The sequence below is a fragment of the Roseibium sediminicola genome, assembly GCF_023156505.1.
Lineage (GTDB): Bacteria > Pseudomonadota > Alphaproteobacteria > Rhizobiales > Stappiaceae > Roseibium > Roseibium sediminicola.
Window position 1 is genome coordinate 67,880 of sequence record NZ_JALNMJ010000002.1, and the last position, 20,639, is coordinate 88,518.

General features: G+C 60.9%; 12 protein-coding genes. 5 read left to right on the forward strand and 7 right to left on the reverse strand.

Going from position 1 to position 20,639, the window contains the following annotated elements:
- Positions 1–41 precede the first annotated feature (41 nt).
- The gene (locus M0H32_RS03355; RefSeq protein ID WP_248150691.1) at positions 42–1,415 is read right to left on the reverse strand and encodes a M48 family metalloprotease; all 1,374 of its coding nucleotides are present in this window, start codon (positions 1,413–1,415) and stop codon (positions 42–44) included.
- Between the two features lie 276 nt (positions 1,416–1,691).
- Between M0H32_RS03355 and M0H32_RS03360 the strand changes: the two genes are divergently transcribed.
- On the forward strand, positions 1,692–2,855 hold the full coding sequence (locus M0H32_RS03360; RefSeq protein ID WP_248150695.1) for a pyridoxal phosphate-dependent aminotransferase: 1,164 nt from the start codon (positions 1,692–1,694) through the stop codon (positions 2,853–2,855).
- Between the two features lie 66 nt (positions 2,856–2,921).
- On the opposite strand, the gene M0H32_RS03365 is transcribed toward M0H32_RS03360, so the two are convergent.
- Complete coding sequence (locus M0H32_RS03365) at positions 2,922–5,726, reverse strand: Rne/Rng family ribonuclease (protein ID WP_248150698.1); 2,805 nt, start codon at positions 5,724–5,726, stop codon at positions 2,922–2,924.
- 686 nt (positions 5,727–6,412) lie between these two features.
- Between M0H32_RS03365 and M0H32_RS03370 the strand changes: the two genes are divergently transcribed.
- The 3 genes from M0H32_RS03370 to prfB all read left to right on the forward strand — a co-directional run bounded on the left by M0H32_RS03370 (position 6,413) and on the right by prfB (position 11,649).
- Complete coding sequence (locus M0H32_RS03370; RefSeq protein ID WP_248150700.1) at positions 6,413–7,690, forward strand: N-acetylmuramoyl-L-alanine amidase; 1,278 nt, start codon at positions 6,413–6,415, stop codon at positions 7,688–7,690.
- Positions 7,691–7,891: 201 nt separating this feature from the next.
- Positions 7,892–10,363 (forward strand): penicillin-binding protein 1A, encoded by a 2,472-nt coding sequence (locus M0H32_RS03375; protein ID WP_248151749.1) that lies wholly within the window; start codon positions 7,892–7,894, stop codon positions 10,361–10,363.
- Between the two features lie 154 nt (positions 10,364–10,517).
- Positions 10,518–11,649, forward strand: a protein-coding gene (gene prfB, locus M0H32_RS03380) for a peptide chain release factor 2 (protein ID WP_248150701.1) whose coding sequence is annotated in 2 segments (ribosomal slippage) — positions 10,518–10,586 and positions 10,588–11,649 — 1,131 coding nt in all. Because the reading frame shifts where the segments join, the coding sequence is not laid out codon by codon here.
- Between the two features lie 332 nt (positions 11,650–11,981).
- Here the strand turns inward: prfB and M0H32_RS03385 are convergent.
- From M0H32_RS03385 to bcp, 3 genes are all read right to left on the reverse strand, one after another.
- Complete coding sequence (locus M0H32_RS03385; RefSeq protein WP_248150703.1) at positions 11,982–13,226, reverse strand: M23 family metallopeptidase; 1,245 nt, start codon at positions 13,224–13,226, stop codon at positions 11,982–11,984.
- 197 nt (positions 13,227–13,423) lie between these two features.
- The gene (locus M0H32_RS03390) at positions 13,424–14,260 is read right to left on the reverse strand and encodes a ferritin-like domain-containing protein (protein WP_248150705.1); all 837 of its coding nucleotides are present in this window, start codon (positions 14,258–14,260) and stop codon (positions 13,424–13,426) included.
- Positions 14,261–14,293: 33 nt separating this feature from the next.
- Entirely contained in the window at positions 14,294–14,761 is a 468-nt protein-coding gene (bcp, locus tag M0H32_RS03395; RefSeq protein ID WP_248150707.1) for a thioredoxin-dependent thiol peroxidase, read from the reverse strand.
- 301 nt (positions 14,762–15,062) lie between these two features.
- Here bcp and M0H32_RS03400 point away from each other — a divergent pair, with 301 nt between their 5' ends.
- Positions 15,063–18,260 (forward strand): YhdP family protein, encoded by a 3,198-nt coding sequence (locus M0H32_RS03400; RefSeq protein WP_248150709.1) that lies wholly within the window; start codon positions 15,063–15,065, stop codon positions 18,258–18,260.
- Between the two features lie 50 nt (positions 18,261–18,310).
- On the opposite strand, the gene tyrS is transcribed toward M0H32_RS03400, so the two are convergent.
- A complete protein-coding gene (gene tyrS, locus M0H32_RS03405) occupies positions 18,311–19,564 on the reverse strand; it encodes a tyrosine--tRNA ligase (RefSeq protein ID WP_248150711.1) in 1,254 nt (417 codons plus the stop codon).
- A gap of 162 nt (positions 19,565–19,726) precedes the next feature.
- Positions 19,727–20,578, reverse strand: coding sequence for a DUF4396 domain-containing protein (locus tag M0H32_RS03410; RefSeq protein WP_248150714.1), 852 nt, complete (start codon positions 20,576–20,578; stop codon positions 19,727–19,729).
- Positions 20,579–20,639: the final 61 nt, after the last annotated feature.

The window sequence follows — 20,639 nt, forward strand, 5'->3', positions numbered from 1 at the left end:
TTTCATTGTACTTGCTTACGCCACCGTGCGTGTCACAGATCTTATCGGCGGTTTGGCATGTTAGGTGGTTTGTACGCGACAATGTCGTCCGCTTGAAGCCATGCCGGCGATCCGCGCTTCAAACTTTTTTGAGCGCGGGCGGCGTAGCGTTTCGCAGCCTGGAAATCTCCAGTCACCATCAGGCCCTTCGCAGTCGCCAGATCCGCCTCGGCGCGTTCGCCCTGACGTCCATGGGCAATCGCCAGCTGGCTGTAGGCCACACCCGAATTCGGATCGCGCTGAATGGCCTTTTTCAGGATGCTTTCTGCTTCGGGCAGGTTGGCCTTGTTGTTGGCGGCGACCAGGGCATATCCGAGCCAGACCATGAATTGCGGTTCATCGGGTTTGAAGGAAAGCGCCTTGCGGAATGGGGCAATGGCGCTCTTGGGATCGCCGCCTTCCAGGAGGGCCTGGCCTTTCAGCTCGTAATAATAGGGATTGTTTGGCTGCGTCCGGATCAGGGCGTCGATTTCCTTGACAGCGCCCTTGCCACGGCTCTTCATCGCGGCCACAGCGCGCGCATATTGTGCCGGCGGGCTTTTGTCGCTTCGCGGGTAAGCACGCATCGTGGCCGACGGGTGGTTGGTAAACGCAAACAGCTTGGCTCGTACCAGATCATGCCGGTATTGCAGGACATAGTCCTCGGGTTGATTGAAATATTTCGACTTTTCCGCCTCACGCAGAAGGCCGTTGTACCGGTCCTGGGCCATCGGGTGGCTTTGCGCGTAAGGGTCGGAGTATTGGCTCTGGAACATCTGTTGTTCCGACATGCGCTGGAAGGTCTTGAGCATGCCGCGCGCGCTCTGGCCGGTGGCGTTCAGGTATTTGAGGGCAGCACGGTCGGCTGCGGCTTCCTCGCCGCGCTGATAGGCCAGAAGCGAGCGCCGGCCGACGGAACCGGATCCCATGATGATGGCGCCGCCGCTGCCGGCGACATCGCTAGACCCGGCGGCGGCCCCGGCGGCGGCCGCGCCCGCGCCGACGATCATGCCGATTACCGACATGATTTGCGCATTCGCGGCGGCCGAGCGCAGGCGCACCAGGTGGCGGCCCGCGATATGGCCGCTTTCATGGGCAATCACACCAATGACCTCGCTGGGCGCTTCGGCCTCCATGAGCACACCGATATTGATGAACATGCGCCGGCTGTCGGGCACGAAAGCGTTGAAGCTCTTGTCATTGACCAGAATGATCTGGGGTTCGGAATTGGAAATTCCGGCGACCTTGAAAATCGGCTTGGCATAGTCGCGCAAAAGCGCTTCGGCTTCCGCGTCGCGCACAAGGGGCAGCTTGCCGCGCTGCGCATTGGCCGGCGTGATGGCGACCGGCAGGACCAGTGCGGCGGAACACGCCAGCGCAACCGCGTTTCGAAGCACGCGGCTTGCGAAACGCCGATGTGAATGAGAAAGGCCAGACACAGAACGCGTCACCGTAAGTAGTCTCCAATCCAAGGCAGGGCGCTTCATCCAAGCGCATAATCGTGTGGCGAAGGTATGGAGCGGCGCGGTCCGGGTCAAGAAATCCCCACTTACAAAACTGTCATGTGGACAGCGCAGGCCCGGTTTTGAGTTTCTGCGGGCCGTCCACGCATTGCATCGGCGTTGAAAATTCGCGATAGGGAAGGTTCCTCACAGACCCGCCAGCAGGATCCAATGACCCATTCAGCGTTTCAACCGTCCCGTCGCAGCGACGTTGCCCCCTTCATCGCCATGGATGTTCTGGCCGAGGCGGCGAGGCTGGAGGCGGAGGGACGGAAGATCGTCCACATGGAAGTCGGTCAGCCCTCAGCGCCTGCGCCGCAGGCAGCTCTTGAAGCCGCGCGCCAGGCTTTGGAACACGGCCGGCTCGGCTACACCGAAGCCCTTGGTATCGCGCCGCTGCGCCGGGCGTTGTCAGCCCATTACAGAAGCACTTATGGCGTCGATGTGCCCAGCGGGCGGATCATGGCCACCACAGGGTCGTCCGCCGGCTTCAACCTGGCTTTTCTTGCTGCTTTCGATCCGGGTGACAGGGTGGTTCTGACAGCGCCCGGTTATCCGGCCTACCGCAACATTCTGAAAGCGCTTGGACTGGTGCCGGTGGAGATCGAGGTTGGCGCCGAAACACGCTGGAGCCTGACACCCGAGCATCTGGACAAGGCCCAGGCGGACGGGCCGGTAAGGGGCGTCCTGGTGGCAAGTCCCGCCAATCCGACCGGCACCATGATGACACCGGACGCGCTCGATGACCTGGTCCGTTATTGCGAGGATGCCGGCATTTGGTTCATTTCGGACGAGATCTACCACGGACTGGACTATTCAAGCGGTCAGAAGACCGCGCTTGAGACGTCGCAGAACGTCATCGTGATCAACAGTTTCTCGAAATACTACTGCATGACGGGCTGGCGGATCGGCTGGATGGTGTTGCCGGAGCAACTGGTCCGGCCGACGGAGCGCATCGCGCAAAGCCTCTATATCTCGCCACCGGAACTTTCGCAGATAGCGGCAACAGCGGCACTTGGCGCCGTCCAGGAGCTGGAGGCCGTCAAGGCGGTCTACGCCGCCAATCGCGATCTTCTGGTCTCGGGTCTCCCCAAGGTTGGCCTCGACAAGCTGCTGCCCGTCGATGGAGCCTTCTACATCTACGCCGATATCAGCCGTTTCAGCAGCGACAGCCTGGCTTTTGCCCGCCAGATGCTGCAGCAGGCAGGTGTCGCCGCGACGCCAGGCGTCGATTTTGACCCGGTGCACGGACATGATTTCCTGAGGTTTTCCTTCGCCGGCGCGCATGACGACATGAAGGAAGCACTGGAAAGACTGTCCGGCTTTCTGTCCTGACGGCGTCCTGAACAGGGCAACAAAAAAGGCGGCCAGAAGCCGCCTTTTCACTGATGGAATGCCGTCTTAGAAGAACGAGCGTCCGCGCTGCCACCATCCGCCGCGCTTCGGCTTGTCTTCCTTGTCGTCACCGGACGTTTCGCTGGTCACGACCGGTTCCGCCGGGGCGGACGGCTGCTTCTGATCTTCCGGCTCCGCGGCCTCGTTGGCAACGGGCTGTTCGGATGTCGGCGTGTCGACAACGATCGTGCCTTCGTCACTGTCGGCTTCCGCTGCAACAGCGCCTGCTTCGCCGTCAACAGCATCGTTAGCTAGTGCTTCAGCCGTTTCAGGCTCGGCCTCTGTCTCGGTGCTTTCCTCGGCGGGCGTCTCTTCGGTTTCAGAGGCCTCGGCAGCGGCGGCAACCACTTCTTCGGTTGCAGGTGAAGCCTGCTCGGTCACCTCGGCCGGGCTGTCTTCCGCCACCTGAGCATCGCCTGCTTCCACGTTGGCGCCGGAGTCCGCGACCTGCTCGTCGCCGGCTTCGGCCGCGATTGCATCGCCTTCAACTTCACCTTCGCCTTCACCGTTGCGACGGCCTCGACGGCCACCCCGGCGGCCGCGGCGGCGCTTGCGGCGCGGTTCGTCGTCGGAGCCGTCTTCGTCGTCTGCGCGCGCGTCCTGAGACTGTGCGCCGTCGGCGTCGCCATCGGACTCGTCGTCACCAGCGCTTGCCTGACGGCTGTCGCCGTCGTCCTGCTGGTTGTCCGATCCGCCTCTGCGGCGCTTGCGGCGGCGGCGGCGGCGGCGGCCGTCGCCCTCCGACTCATCGTCCGCTGCGATCTCTTCGACTTCGGGCTGCTCGGTGTCTTCGTCGATAATGTCGATCGTGTCCGGCTGAACGGTCAGCGACGGGGCCGGGAACCGGTCCCTGTCAACCGCAGCGCCGCGCTCCAGGACATAGAGCTGGCCGTTGACCATGTCGTCCGCGTGCACTTCGATGTCCACTGCGAAACGGGTCTCCAGATCGACCAGGTTCGAGCGTTTCTGGTTGAGGATATAGAGCGCGACCTGCGTGGTCGTGCGGATGATCAGGTTGTGCGAGGCACCTTTCAGCAGATTGTCCTCGATCGAGCGCAGGACGTGCAGGGCGACCGATTCCACAGACCGGATCATGCCGGTGCCCTGGCAATGCGGGCAAGGCGTGGTCGAGCTTTCCAGGACGCCTGTGCGGATACGCTGGCGCGACATTTCCAGAAGGCCGAAATGCGAGATTCGGCCGACCTGGATGCGCGCCCGGTCATTCTTCAGGCAATCCTTGAGCTTACGTTCGACGGCCCGGTTGTTCTTCGATTCCTCCATATCGATGAAGTCGATAACGACAAGGCCGGCCAGGTCGCGCAGGCGCAGCTGCCTGGTGACCTCTTCCGCGGCTTCCAGGTTGGTTTGCAGCGCGGTGTCTTCGATGTTGTGTTCCCGGGTCGACTTGCCCGAGTTGACATCGATCGAGACCAGCGCTTCCGTCTGGTTGATGACAATGTAGCCGCCGGACTTAAGCGTCACCTGCGGCGAGAACATCGCATCCAGCTGCGGTTCGACACCATAGCGGATGAAGACAGGCGAGGGGTCCCGGTAAGGCTGGACATTCTTGGCATGGCTCGGCATGAGCATGCGCATGAAGTCCTTGGCTTCCCGATAGCCTTCGTCACCGGCCACAAGGATTTCGTTGATGTCCTTGTTGTAAAGATCGCGGATCGAGCGCTTGACCAGGCTGCCTTCCTCGTAGACGAGGCTTGGCGCGCTGGATTTCAGCGTCAGCTCGCGGACATTTTCCCAGAGCCGCATCAGGTATTCGAAATCGCGCTTGATCTCGGCCTTGGTGCGGCTGGCGCCCGCAGTCCGCAGGATGACGCCCATGCCCTCCGGCACGTCCAGCTCGGAAGCGATCTTCTTCAGGCGCTTGCGGTCGGTCGGCTGCGTGATCTTGCGGGAAATGCCGCCGCCACGGGCCGTGTTAGGCATCAGAACGGAATAACGGCCGGCAAGCGACAGGTAGGTGGTCAGAGCGGCGCCCTTGTTGCCGCGCTCTTCCTTGACGACCTGGACCAGAATGATCTGGCGGCGCTTGATGACTTCCTGGATCTTGTACTGCTTGCGCAGGGGAATAACGCGCTCCGGAACTTCTTCCATCGCGTCTTCGGCGCCGACAGACTCAACCGCGTCCTCATCGGCGTCGCCGTCGTCGTCTTCATCGTTCCGGCGGCGGCGGCGACGGCTGCGTGAAAGGACCGGAGCCTCGTCCTCCGCTTCTTCCTGCTCGTCTTCGTCCTCATCGGCGGAGGCGGCCGCGTCGTCTCCCTCGGTGCTGTCGTCTGTTTCGTCAGGGGCGCGGGCAGCGATTGCGGCGTCGTCCGTTTCGTCGCCGGAAGCGGCTGCTTCGACGGCTTCGCCCTGGTCGCCACCAGCTTCGGTCGAGGAAGCATCGGCGTCTTCGTCTTCGACCTTCTCGCTGGCAACGGTTTCCGCGGCGGCCTCGTTTTTCGCGGCACGTGAGCGGCGACGGCGCTTCGGCTTTTCCTCGGCGTCCGAATCCTCGCGTTGACGATCGGCGGCTTCTGCCGCGAGCAGAGCTTCGCGGTCCGCGACCGGGATCTGATAATAGTCCGGATGGATTTCGCTGAAGGCGAGGAACCCGTGACGGTTGCCGCCATATTCGACGAAGGCCGCCTGAAGCGATGGCTCGACCCGAGTGACTTTTGCTAGATAGATATTCCCGCGCAGCTGCTTCCGGTTTGCTGCTTCAAAGTCGAATTCTTCAACCCGATTGCCACGCACGACGACGACCCGGGTCTCTTCCGGGTGGCCCGCGTCGATCAGCATTTTGTTTGCCATTATTAAACGTCTCCACGGCAGCGCTCATGGGCGCGTATGCAAAACGCGCATCGCCCGAAAGGAGGATGGCTGCCGTACTGGTTTTGCTAAGATGAGGAAGGGCGTCTGCGCCCGGCGCGGTCGTATGATCAACGCAAGCGGCCGCAAAAGCGGTTCCTTGCTGTATGTCGATCACCATGTGCATCGCGCGGGTCCTTCGGGGCAACGCAGGCCCTAGAGTTAAGTCGTTGTACCTTGTCCGGATTGCAGGTTGGCTTCGCCGCTTGACCTGCCTCCGGTCGCGGAAGGGTTCACTCTTTCATCTCCGCCGCGAACCTCGCCGGATAAACTGCCATTTGGTGTGGGCATCACGTCGCGAGGCGGGGCGGTCTCAAAGAGGCACCGTTACCTTGTCCGTTGCCTGTCAGGTGGTGTCTGGAGCTGTCAGAACGGCCTCTGTTCTGGCGCTCGAAGGCCTGGCAGTGCGATGACGTTGTGGATAGACACCCATGTCGGTCAATCGGAAAGGTATCGGTATCGAACCGAAATCCGTAAGGTACTATTACGATCCGCTGCGCCGCATTGCAAGCAATGTGAATTGGATAAGGCATTTTCCTGTCGCATTGGATGGCGTATGAGATGGCGGGCGCGGCCCAGCCGGGCAGAATACAAGCAAGTTAGCCGGAACACTTGAATTGATTGACGGAATGCAACCAGAACGGATCTTGCGCCGGACCGCCGCAGGCAGCCAGCTTGGGGCGCTTGGCCTGCTGCTGGCCGTGATGGCGGCCGTTTTGGGTGTGTTTGCGACGCCATCGCTCGCGCAAACGGAAAAACCCGTTGTGACGGGTGCAAGGGTTGCAGGCGACGAGACGCGCACGCGATTCGTTCTCGACATGGACCGTCAGGTCACTCCCGTCATTTCCGGGCTGGCCAGCCCATACCGGCTGATCATCGACTTGCCTGAGGTGAGTTTTTCCATCCCAGGAGATGCCGGCAAGGCCGGGCGGGGCCTGGTCGCGGACTGGCGGTTCGGGCTGTTCGCTGTCGGCAAGTCCCGGGTCGTGATGGATCTCAAGGGACCGGTTGAAGTCGACAAGACCTTTTTCCTGCCCTCTGTTGACGATCAACCGGCCCGGCTTGTGGTGGATCTGGTCAGCGCGTCACCGGATGCCTTTGCGGCCTTTGTCGAAAAGTCCCGGTCGGGCAGGGCCGAGCAGGTGAAGAAAACCGCTCCAAAAAGCGACCGTCTGACCGATCCCAAGAACAAGGAAAAGCCCTTGATTGTTCTGGATCCGGGCCATGGCGGCATCGACAACGGCGCGACCGGCGTTCACGGGACGCTGGAAAAGGCGATTGTCCTGGAATTTGCCAAGCTGTTAAAGACAAGACTGGACGAAGGCGGTTTGTACGATGTCCGCCTGACCCGGGACGATGACACTTTTGTGCCCTTGTCGCGCCGGGTGGAAATCGGGCATGAGCTGGAAGCGGATCTGTTCATTTCGATCCACGCCGATTCCGTTCGGCGGGGCCAGAAATTTGCCCGCGGCGCCACGGTCTATACCATTTCAGACAAGGCGTCGGACCAGTTGGCCGAAGACATAGCCCAGTCTGAAAACATGTCCGATGTGATTGCCGGGGTCGAGCTTAGGGAAGAACCCACCGAGGTCGCCGATATCCTCATTGATCTGGCGCGCCGGGAAACTAGGTCCTTTTCGGTCCACTTCGCGCGTTCGCTTGTCAGTGAGCTGGAGAGCGCGGTCCGGCTGATCAATAATCCGCACAGATCCGCGGGGTTCCGGGTGCTGAAGGCGCATGATGTGCCGTCGGTGCTTGTCGAACTCGGCTATCTGTCCAACGAACATGATGAAAAACTGCTTGTTTCGGATGAGTGGCAGCAGCGCATGGCCGGCGCCATGACCGAGGCGGTGCACGGCTTCTTCAGGCCGCGTCTGGCGCGGCAGCAAGGGGCACCTTCTCAGTAAAAACGTTGAATTGCCTTGTAAAATCGAGGGCGACCGCCGCGATTGCCTCAGCATCGCCATAATGGTGCAAGAGGAAGACGCATAAGTTTGTGTGTCAGTCGGCATCTGCAGGTGCCGTGATTGGTGTTCCGTGTTAAAACGGATTCCGGTTGAGCGAGACTGATCTAAGACGGGGAAAGACGAGCCCGCAGTATGAAATTCTTGGTGAAATTCTTTGGTTATCTGTTCGGAATCGGGGCGGTGTTCGCGCTTCTGATTGCCGCTGGCGTATGGATGTATCTGCAGACCCTGTCGCAGGATCTGCCCGATTACACCGCGCTCAAGAACTACGAGCCGCCGGTGATGACCCGCGTGCATGCCGCCGACGGCAGTCTCATGGCAGAATATGCCACGCAGCGGCGCATGTTCTTGCCGATCCAGGCGATTCCCGACCGGGTGAAACAGGCTTTCATCGCCGCGGAAGACAAGAATTTCTACAAGCATATCGGCGTTGACCCGGAGGGCATCGCCCGTGCCGTGGTGCGGCTTGTTCAGAATTACGGCTCCGGGCGCCGGCCCGAGGGCGCATCGACGATCACCCAGCAGGTCGCGAAAAACTTCCTTCTGTCCGATCTGGTAAGCGAAGAGCGCCAACGCCGTTCCGCCGCCTATGAGCGCAAGGTGAAGGAAGCCATTCTGTCTCTGAGAATCGAGCAGGCCTACACCAAGGATGAGATCCTCGAGCTTTATCTCAACGAAATTTATTTCGGCTTCGGTGCTTATGGCGTGGCCGCGGCCTCGCTGATCTACTTCGACAAGTCGGTCCATGAACTGAGCCTGGAAGAGATCGCCTATATGGCGGCGCTGCCCAAGGGCCCGAGCAATTATCACCCTTACCGCAAGACGGAAGCGGCGGTTGCGCGCCGCAACTACGTGATCGACCGCATGGTCGCCGATGGCTATGTCACTTCGGAAGAGGGCGAGGAAGCCAAGCAGAAACCGATCGTGGTCAAGCCGCGTGAAACGGGGTCCCGCCTGTTCGCAGCCGAGTATTTCACCGAAGAGGTCCGGCGCGAAGTTGCCGATATTTTCGGCGACAAGCGTCTCTATGAAGGCGGCCTGTCGGTGCGGTCCACGCTGGATCCCGAGCTGCAGAAAATGGCGCGCAAGGCCCTGATGGACGGGCTGATAAATTTCGATCACCAGCGCGGCAGCTGGCGCGGTCCGGTCGACCGGATCACGCTCGGCGCCGATTGGGGCATCGACCTTGCCAAGGTCGAGGCGCTCAGTGACATCCCGGAATGGCAGCTGGCGGTCGTGCTGGACAGCGGCAGCGATCAAGCCAGGGTTGGCATTCAGCCGAAGACACTGGTCAGCGGCAAACTGTCCGATGAACGCCAGACCGGCGCACTGTTTCTCGACACGATGAAATGGGCAAGGGTCAGCGGACGGGCGCCGAACTCCGTGTCGGAAGTGCTGGCTCCGGGCGACGTCGTTTATGTTCAGGAAAGTGCCGTTGCGCCGGGTACGTTTGAATTGCGCCAGATCCCGAAAGTGTCCGGTGCGCTGGTGGCGATGGACCCCTATACCGGCCGCGTCCTGGCCCTGGTCGGTGGCTTCAGCTTCGCCCAGAGCGAGTTCAACCGCGCCACCCAGGCCTATCGTCAGCCCGGATCTTCCTTCAAGCCGTTCCTTTACGCGGCCGCCCTGGACAATGGCTACACACCGTCCTCGGTGATCATGGACGCGCCGCTGGAAATCAGCCAGGGGCCGGGGCTCGGAACCTGGCGGCCGCAGAATTACGGTGGCAAGTTCTATGGCCCGTCGACCCTGCGCACCGGCATCGAACTGTCGCGAAACGTCATGACAGTCCGGCTGGCCCAGGACATGGGCATGCCGCTGGTGGCCGAATATGCCAAGCGTTTCGGCATTTACGACAACATGCTTCCGGTCCTGTCCATGTCGCTTGGCGCCGGCGAGACCACAGTGCTGCGCCTGACGACCGCCTATGCGACCATCGCCAATGGCGGCAAGAAGGTCCGTCCCACCCTGATCGACAGGATCCAGGACCGTTATGGTCGCACCATCTACAAACACGACAGCCGGATTTGCGACGGCTGCACCCAGGACACCTGGAACGGCCAGGACGAGCCTTCGCTGATCGATGACCGCGAGCAGGTTCTCGACCCGATGACGGCCTATCAGATCACCTCCATGATGGAAGGTGTGGTCCAGCGCGGCACCGCGACCCGCGTGAGGGCGCTTGGCCGTCCGGTTGCCGGCAAGACCGGGACCACCAACGACGAGAAGGACGCCTGGTTCATGGGCTTCACCCCGGACCTCGCCGTCGGCGTCTTTGTTGGCTACGACAATCCCAAGCCGATGGGGCGCGGCGCGACCGGCGGCCAGGTGGCGTCGCCGATCTTTGTCGATTTCATGAAACAGGCTTTGGCGGAAAAGCCGCCTGTTGAGTTCCGCGTGCCCAAGGGACTGCAGTTGATCCCGATCAACCGCCGCACCGGCCTTCGGACCGCGGCCGGATCGCCGGGTGCCATTCTGGAAGCCTTCAAGCCGGGCATGGCACCGCCGGACAGCTATTCGGTGATCGGTTTCCAGGACACGATGGGTGTGCCCACAGCCGTGTCGCCGGAGGCTCAGCAGGCCGTTACGGTCGGCACCGGCGGTCTTTACTGACAGCACGCAAAGACACCGAGGCGGTGTGCTCTTCGGGCCGCCGCCAGGACTGTTTACAGGGGCAGCCCGCACGGGTAATGTCCCGCTCCAATTCGCGGCCCGGTGCCCTGGATTTCAGGGTCGGCCGATTTCAGAACAAAAAGCGAGGTATCCGATGCGCGCCGAAATGGAAGCGATCGTCGATGAAATCAAGCAGGCCATAAGCCTGCTGAGGAGGCATCTTTGACTGGGATCAGGCTCTTGTCCGTTTGGACGAACTGAACGCCCTGTCCGAAGATCCGGACCTTTGGAACGATCCGGCTAAAGCGCAGAAACTGATGCGCGAACGCCAGCAACTTGATGACGGCATTGGCGGCGTCAAGGCGCTGGAGCAGGATCTGTCCGACAATATTGAACTGATCGAGCTCGGCGAAATGGAGGACGACAAGTCCGTTATCGAAGACGCCGAAGCGGCCCTGCGCGGCCTGAAGGACAAGGTTGGCGAGCTGCAGCTGCAGTCACTGCTGTCCGGGGAAGCCGACAGCAATGACACCTATCTGGAAATCCATTCCGGCGCGGGGGGCACGGAAAGCCAGGACTGGGCGTCCATGCTGCTGCGCATGTACCGCCGTTGGGCGGAAAAGCGTGGCTTCAAGGTCGAAGTTCTCGAATATCAGGATGGCGAAGAAGCCGGCATCAAATCGGCAACCCTGCTGATCAAGGGCGAGAACGCCTATGGCTGGCTGAAAACCGAATCGGGTGTGCATCGCCTTGTTCGAATTTCACCCTATGACAGCAACGCCCGCCGGCACACGAGTTTCTCCAGCGCGTGGGTTTACCCGGTGATCGACGATTCGATCGAGATCGACATCAACGAAAGCGATTGCCGCATCGATACCTACCGGGCCTCCGGCGCCGGCGGACAGCACGTCAACACGACCGATTCGGCGGTGCGCATCACCCACCAGCCCTCCGGGATCGTGGTTCAGTGCCAGTCCGAACGCTCGCAGCACAAGAACCGCGCCACGGCGTGGAACATGCTGAAGGCGAGGCTTTACGAAGCCGAGCTGAAGAAGCGCGAGGAAGCGGCAAGCGCCGAAGCTGCGTCCAAGACCGATATCGGCTGGGGCCACCAGATCAGATCCTATGTCCTGCAGCCCTATCAGCTTGTGAAGGATCTGAGGACAGGCGTTGAAAGCACGTCTCCGGGCGATGTTCTGGACGGCGACCTCAACAAGTTCATGGAAGCGTCTCTGGCGCAGCGCGTCTTTGGCGGCGATCCGGTCGAGGTCGAGGATATCGACTGACGCTAGGGTCAGGACTCATTAATTTGATCGAAATGGCGCAACAAACGGCAACGAGTTGAAAGGAAAAACGCGAAAAGCGGGCTTCCTGCCCGGTTGAGCGGTTTGACGCAGCAAATCAAAGCCGTATTTGCGTCCCTCCGGGATAGGGTGAATTTGCCCGGCAACGTCGTTGCAAATCTATGGAAACCGGACGGTTTCCTGCAGCTTTGCGCCTCGTATCCGAACAAATTCATCCCTACCATTTCACTCAAATTAATGGGTCCTGACCCTAGAAGCCATCATCCGATCAAAAAAACGGGGCCTTTCGGCCCCGTTTTGTTTTGATGGTCTGCTTACAGAGCCAGGTCGGCCAGCCGATCGCCAGCGGACAAATACGGCGCGGGATTGCTCGGCTTGTCGTGCCTGCGGATCTCATAGTGAAGGTGGGGGCCTGTCGAGCGTCCGGTCGACCCGACATTGCCGACCAGGTCGCCGGCAAGAATATGGTCGCCCTCGGCGACCTGAATGCGGCTCAGATGGGCGTAGCGGGTGACAAATCCATTGGCGTGCCGGATCTCAACCATCTTGCCGTAGCCGCCGTGTCTCTCGGCGCTCAGGACCGTACCCGGTGCCGTGGCAAAAACACGGGCGCCGTAGGGGGCTTTGAAATCGATCCCGGTATGCATCGCAAGACGGCCGAGAAAGGGATCGACACGGGGGCCGTAGGTGCTGGAGACGGAGGCGCTGCGGATGGGGCGTTTGAGCGGCAGTCGCAGGGCCGTGAACTTGACCCGGCGCAGGGCCGTCAGTGCGGCATTGGCGCGCTCCAGGCGGTCCGGGAAATTCTCTTCGGTAATGGGTTGAAACGGGCCGCCGATCGCGGTCTTGCTGCGCAGAGCCTTGTTCACACCGGGCGTGATCGCGGCGGTGATGCCTAGGATCTCGTCGATACGGCTTTCCGTGGCGACGGTGATGGCATCTACCGCCGCGGTACTCTCCACATCCATTTCGGAAATATGCGCTTTTACCGCGTCGAGAGCGGCTTGCTTTTCAGAGTTTTTTTTTAGGTCCTGCGGCACACCCGCATCGCCGGAGATCGGCTGCTGCAGGATGGTCAGCGGATCGAAGGATTTGGTGGCGCCATCGCGCAGGCCAAGTGCCTTGACCGGTTCGTCGATCAGCTCGCTTTCACCGCCGATTGCGGTGTTGTCATCGCCATTGAGGGACGCAAGCCCGCGGCCGTCAAGTGGCGGCTTTTGCGGCGGTAGCGGCTTGTCGGTGCTCAGGTAGATGCCAACGCTCTCGGCCCGTGCGACGAGATCCGCCACGATGGCGTGGCGCTGGTTAAGATCGTGCTGGCGACGCAGGACGTCCATGACCTGGATTTCAACGGTTTCCCGGTCGACCATCTGCCGGCTAGTCAGCGTTTCGATTTCCGCGCGCAAGCGGTCAATGTGATCCTGGTATTCCAGAACGAGTTCCGTGCGTTCTGCGCTGGCTTCCGCGATGATGTCGTTGCGCAGGAGGTAATAGCCGATTGTGCCTGCGACCGTCAGCGTAGCCGTGACACAGGCCAGGGCTCCCGCGGCCAGGTGCATCGGCCGCACACTATAAGTGGTTGTCTTCGCCCCTTTCCCGAGCGCCGCATGATGCGGTGCTTCCGTGGGTGCTTGGTATAGTCGCGTCGATTCTTGGCGCTGTCGCATGGTCACTCAGTCACTGCCTGCATTCTGCAATTAACTGAGTCTGATTAGAGTTTGGTAAGGTTAATAATTCGTCTTCATGCTTGTGAATATTAGCCTACAAGAGGAGCAAGAGGTTTGTAAAAACCGGGGGTTAGTCCGGCTTCCGACCGTGCGCGGTCGTTGAAGGGCGGCTTTAAAGGGCCGCGAAAGTGACGGCGGACAAAGTCGTGAAAGGCCGGTTCCGGCCTGATTCCCTGACGGTCGCACAAAAACCGGAACCACTTGGCCCCGAAAGCCACGTGGTTCTTCTCGTCCCTGTAAATGATCTCGAGGCACTTCGCCGTGTCTTCGTCACCGATCTCACGCGCCTTGTCGATCATCGGTGGCGTGATGTCGAGCCCGCGCGCTTCCAGGACCAGCGGAATAATCGCCAGGCGGGCGGCGAGGTCGTGGCCGGTGTCCTGGGCCGCTTGCCAAAGACCGTCATGGGCGGGCAGATCGCCATAGGCCGCTCCGAGCTGCGACAGCCGATCCTGGAGCATGGCGAAATGCTTGGCTTCCTCCAGCCCGACCCGCACCCAGTCATCGTAATAGGATCTTGGCAGGCGCACGGCGGCGAACCGGCCGATCAGATCCCAGGTGAGGTCAACGGCGTTGAGTTCAATATGCGCAAGGGAATGGATCAGGGCCAGGCGGCCCGCCTTGCCCGTCAGACTGCGTTTGGGCATGTCCCGCGGGGCGCGCAGCTCCGGTTTGTCCGGCCGGCCGGGCCGATCGGGCATGTGCCCGTCCCGGGAAGGTGCGCCCAGGGCGAGGTCTCTTTGAAACCAGGCCCTGGAGACGGCATAGGCAAGCCGCACCTTCTCCGCCGTATCCGGTGACGCCACAATGGCACGTGCGCCGGCCACGAGGCTTGACGGCGCTGTTTTCTCGCCGGTGTCAGTCATGGTGTCTGGAACTTGCCTCTCTGTCGGTCGCGGTCACAACGCGCGTACGGCCTCAAGAACGGCTTCCGCGTGGCCGGGTACTTTCACCTTGCGCCAGATCTGGGCGATTTTCCCATCCGCGTCCACCAGAAAAGTGGAGCGTTCCACGCCCATGTATTTCTTGCCATACATGTTTTTCTCCACCCAGACGCCGTAAGCCTCGGCCGTGCTCGTTTCCGTGTCGGCGCCAAGACGGACCGCCAGACCGTGTTTGGCGGCGAATTTGTCGTGTTTGGCCGCCGTATCGGGCGAAAGTCCGATGACCGTTGCGCCGATCTTTGAGAACTCGTCGATCAGACCGGTGAAGGCGATGGCCTCCTTGGTGCAGCCCGGAGTGTCATCCTTTGGATAAAAATAGACCACCACGGGTTTCCCTTTGAGAGCCGTCAACGACACTCTTTCACCGCCATTGCCCTCAAGATCGAAATCCGGTGCCAGGTCCCCTACAGACAATTCACCCATGATGCCTTCCTTCTGTCAAAGTTTGTGCGTTAATGCCCGTTTCCGGCTGCTTCTCGACCCGGCGCGGTCGCTTTCAATGATGCTTTCGAAGTATCATGACGCCGCGCCCGACTCGAATAACCTTGCCAAGGGTTAGCCCGGAGCTCCGTTCTGAATCAAACCGAAGCGCCCGTGATACGCATGCGGGCCGAAGATTGGATTGACGTATTTGCCACAAACTGGCGGATCAAAGAAACCGGTTCCAGAAAAACCGCCGAAACGTCGGCGGCGTTTGCGTTGGGTCGTGCTCGCGGGTTTTATCTTGCTGATTGCCGGGGTCGTCACCCTGTTTGCCTCCGGGCCGGTACGCGTGCCTTTGCTTGGCAGTCTGCTTGCCTATCAGGGAACACGCGGTCCCGTACAGCTGGAGGTGTCGCGAGCAAGCCTCGATTTTACGGCGCCGGACGGCATCAACATCGTAATCGAGGACATGCGGGCCGAGATAGACGGCCCGTCGCCCGTCCAGATCACCTTGCCGAGGCTGACAGCGCCGCTAAACAGAGATGCCCTGCTGTCAGGCAAGGTTCATTTTTCCTGGCTCAGCCTGGACAAGCCGCATGTCAAACTTGTCCTGAATGGCGGTCCGGCCAAGGTGCCGGAAATGGAGCCACTCATGGAGGCGGTCGACCGGATCAGCGATGTCATCGACGACCAGTTCGCGCGCCGTGATTTGCGCTTCGTGAGGATTCGAAACGCGTCTGTAGTCCTGCATGGAACAAAGTCACGGCGGTTCGATGAAATCGACGCCGACATTTTCCGCGGTGAAAGCCGCACGATCCGCGCCTATGCCAAGGTGTCCGGCAATGTCTCGACCTGGCATATGGAACTCGCCAGGAGCGCGCCGGAGGGAGGCCGTCAAAAGAATATCGGTGTGGTCGTCAACGGCATCACGCTCGCGGAGCTCCTCGGACCGGGCGTTGAAGCCAAGCAGGGCAAGGGATTTGGTCTGCCTGCTTCCGCAAAAATCGAGAGCCGGCTCACCGGAGAGGGCAAGTTCCTGAGCGCGAATGCGGTTGCCCGCGTCCGCAATGGCTGGTTCCAGATGGGCAAGACGCTGGTGGCCTTTGACGATGCGGCCATCTCGCTCCTGTTTCGAAAGGGGCGGAGCGACATTGAAGTCACAAAATCGCACATCATTCGCGGCAACACGCGGATATTTTTCACCGGGAGCCTGGCTCCCGTGGTGGGCGGCGGCGGCGATTGGCAAATCAACCTGGATGCGGACTATCCGCAATTCGGGTCGGCCGACGTGCCGGAGGAACCGCATATGCTGGATGGCATTCAGGTGCGCTCGCGCTTCGATCCAGTGAAGCGACTGCTCACTGTCGACCGGTTTACGGCAAGGTCGGGGAAGGCTGTCGCCCAGGGGGTCGCCATTCTGGAGATCACCGCAGACGGACCTTACCTTGCGCTTGCCGCCGAGGGCGAGAATATCCCGGTGGCGCTCGCCAAGCAGCTTTGGCCGATCACCCTCGTGCCGCCGGCGAGGCGCTGGATCAATGAACGGATCAAGGCTGGTCTTATCGAGACCGTGTCCTATACAGGTGCGTTTCAGCCTCCGGCATTCGATCCACGTGATCCCGACCCGGGTTGGTCCGGCAATGACATGCGCATGGACATGACTTTTTCCGGTGCGGCGGTGACCCCGATCGGGGATATTCCCGAGATCACCGGTCTGAGCGGCTCTCTATCCGTGAAGGACGAGACGCTCACAATGTCCTCGCATGCCGGCTCCGCGAGCGCCGCGACCGGAGGCATCGTGCAAGTGCCGGATTCCGTCTTCAAGATCCACCATCTCCCATTGCGGGAAGGCAAGATCGCCGAGCTGACTGCGCGCCTGGAAGGCTCCGCGCTCGATCTTGGGTCCGTGGGCAACAGCGCTCCCTTCAAGGTGCTTGATCGCGCCGGTCTGGAGCAGGGCGGTGTCCAGGGGACCGGTCATTTTGACATCAAGGCCCGTTTCCCACTCGGCAAGCAGATCGATCTGGCCGATGTCGACTGGAGCGCCACCGGACAATTGAATGATTTCACCGATGCCAATCCCATCATGGGGCACACGGTGGCCAAGGCCGATGTCTCGCTGGAAGCGGACCGGGATCAGGTGGCGATTACCGGCAAGGGCATACTCGACGGTTTGCGCGCCGATATTGATCTGGTCGTTCCACTCGGGGAATCCGGCGTAGCCGCCCGGCAGGACGTCGTCGTCAGCGTGACAGCCGAACAGTTGAAAGACAAAGGCATCGATCTGACGGCCTTCCTGGAGGGCGGCATGACCTTGAGCGTGGCCAAGGCCACCGGGGGGCAGGAATTTGTCATTGATCTGAAGCAGACTGAGCTGCATCTGCTGGCCCTTGGTTGGCAAAAGGCCAAGGGCGTGCCGGCAACAGCCTCCTTCAAGCTGATCGAGATCGCTGGCGTCCGCAAGGTGCAGGATTTCAAATTGACGTCGGAAGGGGCCGATGTCTCCGGGCATATGAACCTTTCCGAAAACGGCGACCTGGCCAACGCGTCGTTCGAGACGTTCAAATTGCGTCCAGGCGATGATGTTGAAGTCGACATTCAGCGCGCCTCCGACGGCCGCTACGACATCATCTTTGCCGGTGCCGCATTCGATGCCCGCGGACTGATCCGCAGCATGCGCAGCCCAGGCGGCAGCAAAGGTGCGGGCGACTTCTCCAGCGGTGCACGGATCGCCGCGACTATCGAACGGGTGATCGGTTTCAACAACCAGGAGATCGATGCTTTCAGCGGCCAGATGGAAACCGGCGCAAGAGGGCTGATCTCCGCCGATCTGAAGGGACAGGTCAACGGACGCGACAATTTTGAATTTGCGGTCGCCGACCAGGGGGGCTCTCAGTCGGCGAATGGCCGGTTTGCCAACACCGGTGCGACACTGCGTTTCCTCGATCTCTATGAGCGCATGCAGGGCGGCGCCGGAACGCTCAGCGTTGCCATGGCGGATGAGGACAGCTGGGTCGGGGAATTCAATGTCCGCAACTTGCGCATCACCGAGGATCCCGCGATCAAGCGTATCCGGGAGCGGGACCGCACGAAACTCAACCGAGACGGAACGGCCGCGACTGTGAGCGCGCGGGAATCGACTGGAAGCGCGAATTTTGACACGCTCAACATCAGCTTCACCCGGGAGGGTGACATCTTGTCAATCAGCCGCGGGGCCCTGCAGGGCAACGCGCTTGGCGGAACCGTCAGCGGCACGGTCGATCTTGCGGCACAGTCCCTGAACCTGACCGGCACCTTCGTGCCCATTTATGCACTCAACAATTTCTTCGCCAAGATCCCGTTGCTTGGCTTCGCGCTTGGCGGCAATTCCGGCGAGGGGCTGATCGGTGTGACCTACCGTCTGTCAGGCTCGGTTTCGGATCCGGTGCTCACCGTCAATCCGATCTCTGCGATCGCGCCGGGCATCTTCCGCAAGATGTTCGAGTTTCAGGCGAACTGAAAAAGCCGGGCAGAGGCCCGGCTTTTCGTTTCACAGCTTGTGATCCCGGATCATATCGGCTTAAGCAACACATGCTTTTTCTTGCCAAGCGACAGTTTGACGATGCCGTCCGCAGTGAGGTCGTCCGGTGTCAGCTGACGCTTGTCGTTCTGTTCGCCCTGGTCATTGATCTTGACCGCGCCGCCCTTGATGTTGCGGCGGACATCGCCGTTGGAGGCGCAAAGCCCGGCGGTGACAAAGGCGGACAATACGCCGAGGCCGGCTTCCAGGTCCGCTCTGGGAATTTCAACCGTCGGCAGGCCTTCGGCGGACTGGCCTTCCTCGAAAGCCTTGCGGGCCGTCTCGGCGGCGGCTTCAGCCTTGTCCCGGCCGTGGATCAATGCAGTGGCCTCGGTCGCTAGGATTTTCTTGGCCTCGTTTACTTCCGAGCCCTGAAGCGCCGCCAGACGCGCAATCTCGTCCATGGGCAGCACGGTGAACAGCTTCAGGAACCGTTCCACATCCGCATCTTCGGTGTTGCGCCAATACTGCCAATAGTCATAGGCCGACAGCTGCTCTTCGTTGAGCCAGACAGCCCCGGCGGCGGTCTTGCCCATCTTGGCCCCGGAGGAGGTGGTCAGGAGCGGCGAGGTAAGGGCGAAAGCCTCCACATCGGCCAGGCGGCGAACAAGATCCGTGCCCGACAGGATGTTGCCCCACTGGTCGGACCCGCCCATCTGCAGCCGGCAGCCGGTGCGCCGGTAGATCTCCAGGTAGTCGTAGCCCTGCAGCAGCATGTAGTTGAATTCCAGGAACGACAGGTGCTGCTCGCGTTCAAGGCGCAGGCGCACGGAGTCGCGCTGGATCATCTGGTTGACGGAAAAGTGCCTGCCGATTTCGCGCAGGAAATCGACATAGTTCAGTTTTAGCAGCCACTCGGCATTGTCGAGCATGAGCGCGTCGGTCTGGCCGTCACCGAAAGTGAGCAGTTTTTCAAATACTTTGCGGATGCCGGCCTTGTTCGCCTCGATGAGGTCCTCAGTCAGCATCTTGCGGGATTCGTCCTTGCCGGAAGGATCGCCGACACGTGTTGTGCCGCCACCCATGAGGGCGATCGGGCGGTGTCCGGTTTTCTGGAACCAGTGCAGCATCATGATCGGCACAAGTGAGCCGGCATGCAGGCTCGGCGCGGTGCAGTCGAAGCCGATATAGGCGGTGACAGTTTCCTTTGCACACAGATCGTCCAGACCCTTGGGATCCGATATCTGATGAATGAAACCGCGTTCGGTAAGTACGTTTAGAAAGTCCGACTTGAACTCGCTCATGCCTGCCTGTCCGTAATGTTTTGCCACTTGGCTTCCTTGGCGATGTGCTCTAGCGCGTGCAGACGGGCTTGTAAATTGCAGTGCGAAGGAAAACAGGCCCGTCGCCGCAGGCGCGCGCCCCAAAACGGGCCATTGCTGTTTCGGAGGTGGCGCGGGTGGCAGTCAGAACGTCACTGGAACGTAGAGATTGGTTATAAGGCCGGCTGCAATCAGGACGCCAAAGGAAGCGGCGATCAGAAGTGTCTGCGTGGTGAGGGACAAGCTTGCCATTTCCATCGGGCCTTCGCCGGACATCGCGTGGCTGCCGGCGCCGCTGTGCGCCATGCCCGCATGGTTCATGGCTTCCGGCGACCGGTGCCCGAGCCCGGGCGTGTCCTTGCCGGGCAAGGTCATGCAGCCGTGCTTGAGATGGGCCGTGACCAGCCAGTAATTGACCGGATAGGCAGTCACGAGGCCAACGATCGAGGCAAGGCTCATCCGGAACCAGAAGGCCGCCGACAACGGGTCTTCCGATCCCGGCCACAGGCTGGTGAGGATCATCATTGTGGGAAGCATGCCGGCCATGACGAAATTCATCGAAACGGTCTCGGCAAAGAACGTCTTTTGAACCGCCTTCCAATAATTTCCGTCGAACATGCCCCGCATCATCAAGGCCTGGAAGATGAATAGGCCGCAGACAAAACCGGCGGCATATTCGAACACGCCGTCCCAGCCGTTTGTCAGTCCGAGCAACGGCACGATCGAGGCAGCGATGACGATCCCGGTGGCGTCGCCAGCCAGACAGTGCATTTCGCTGTTCATCGCCTGTTTCCAGGGCTTTTTGGCAAAAGGAACGTGGCCGCCGGGGAAAGGGCGCCGGCAGGTCACCAGGTAAAGGAAACATCCGACGGGGCCGGTATAGGCAACGACCAGGATCCAGGCGAGACGCTGGACCCAGCTGGTGACGCCGTTATAGATCGAATCCCACAATACAAAGGCCAGGCTGGCGGCTGTCAGAACGAACCAGACTATCATTGCGCCTTGCAGCATAGTGTCCCCCTAGCTGTAGCCACGACCGGGAGCCCTAGTGTGGTGA

Bases quoted from the DNA above. Each gene is read 5' to 3' on its own strand.
- M0H32_RS03360 (WP_248150695.1), top strand. From the start codon at position 1,692: ATGACCCATTCAGCGTTTCAACCGTCCCGTCGCAGCGACGTTGCCCCC.
- M0H32_RS03365 (WP_248150698.1), bottom strand. From the start codon at position 5,726: ATGGCAAACAAAATGCTGATCGACGCGGGCCACCCGGAAGAGACCCGG.
- M0H32_RS03370 (WP_248150700.1), top strand. From the start codon at position 6,413: ATGCAACCAGAACGGATCTTGCGCCGGACCGCCGCAGGCAGCCAGCTT.
- M0H32_RS03385 (WP_248150703.1), bottom strand. From the start codon at position 13,226: ATGCACCTGGCCGCGGGAGCCCTGGCCTGTGTCACGGCTACGCTGACG.
- M0H32_RS03390 (WP_248150705.1), bottom strand. From the start codon at position 14,260: ATGACTGACACCGGCGAGAAAACAGCGCCGTCAAGCCTCGTGGCCGGC.
- bcp (WP_248150707.1), bottom strand. From the start codon at position 14,761: ATGGGTGAATTGTCTGTAGGGGACCTGGCACCGGATTTCGATCTTGAG.
- tyrS (WP_248150711.1), bottom strand. From the start codon at position 19,564: ATGAGCGAGTTCAAGTCGGACTTTCTAAACGTACTTACCGAACGCGGT.
- M0H32_RS03410 (WP_248150714.1), bottom strand. From the start codon at position 20,578: ATGATAGTCTGGTTCGTTCTGACAGCCGCCAGCCTGGCCTTTGTATTG.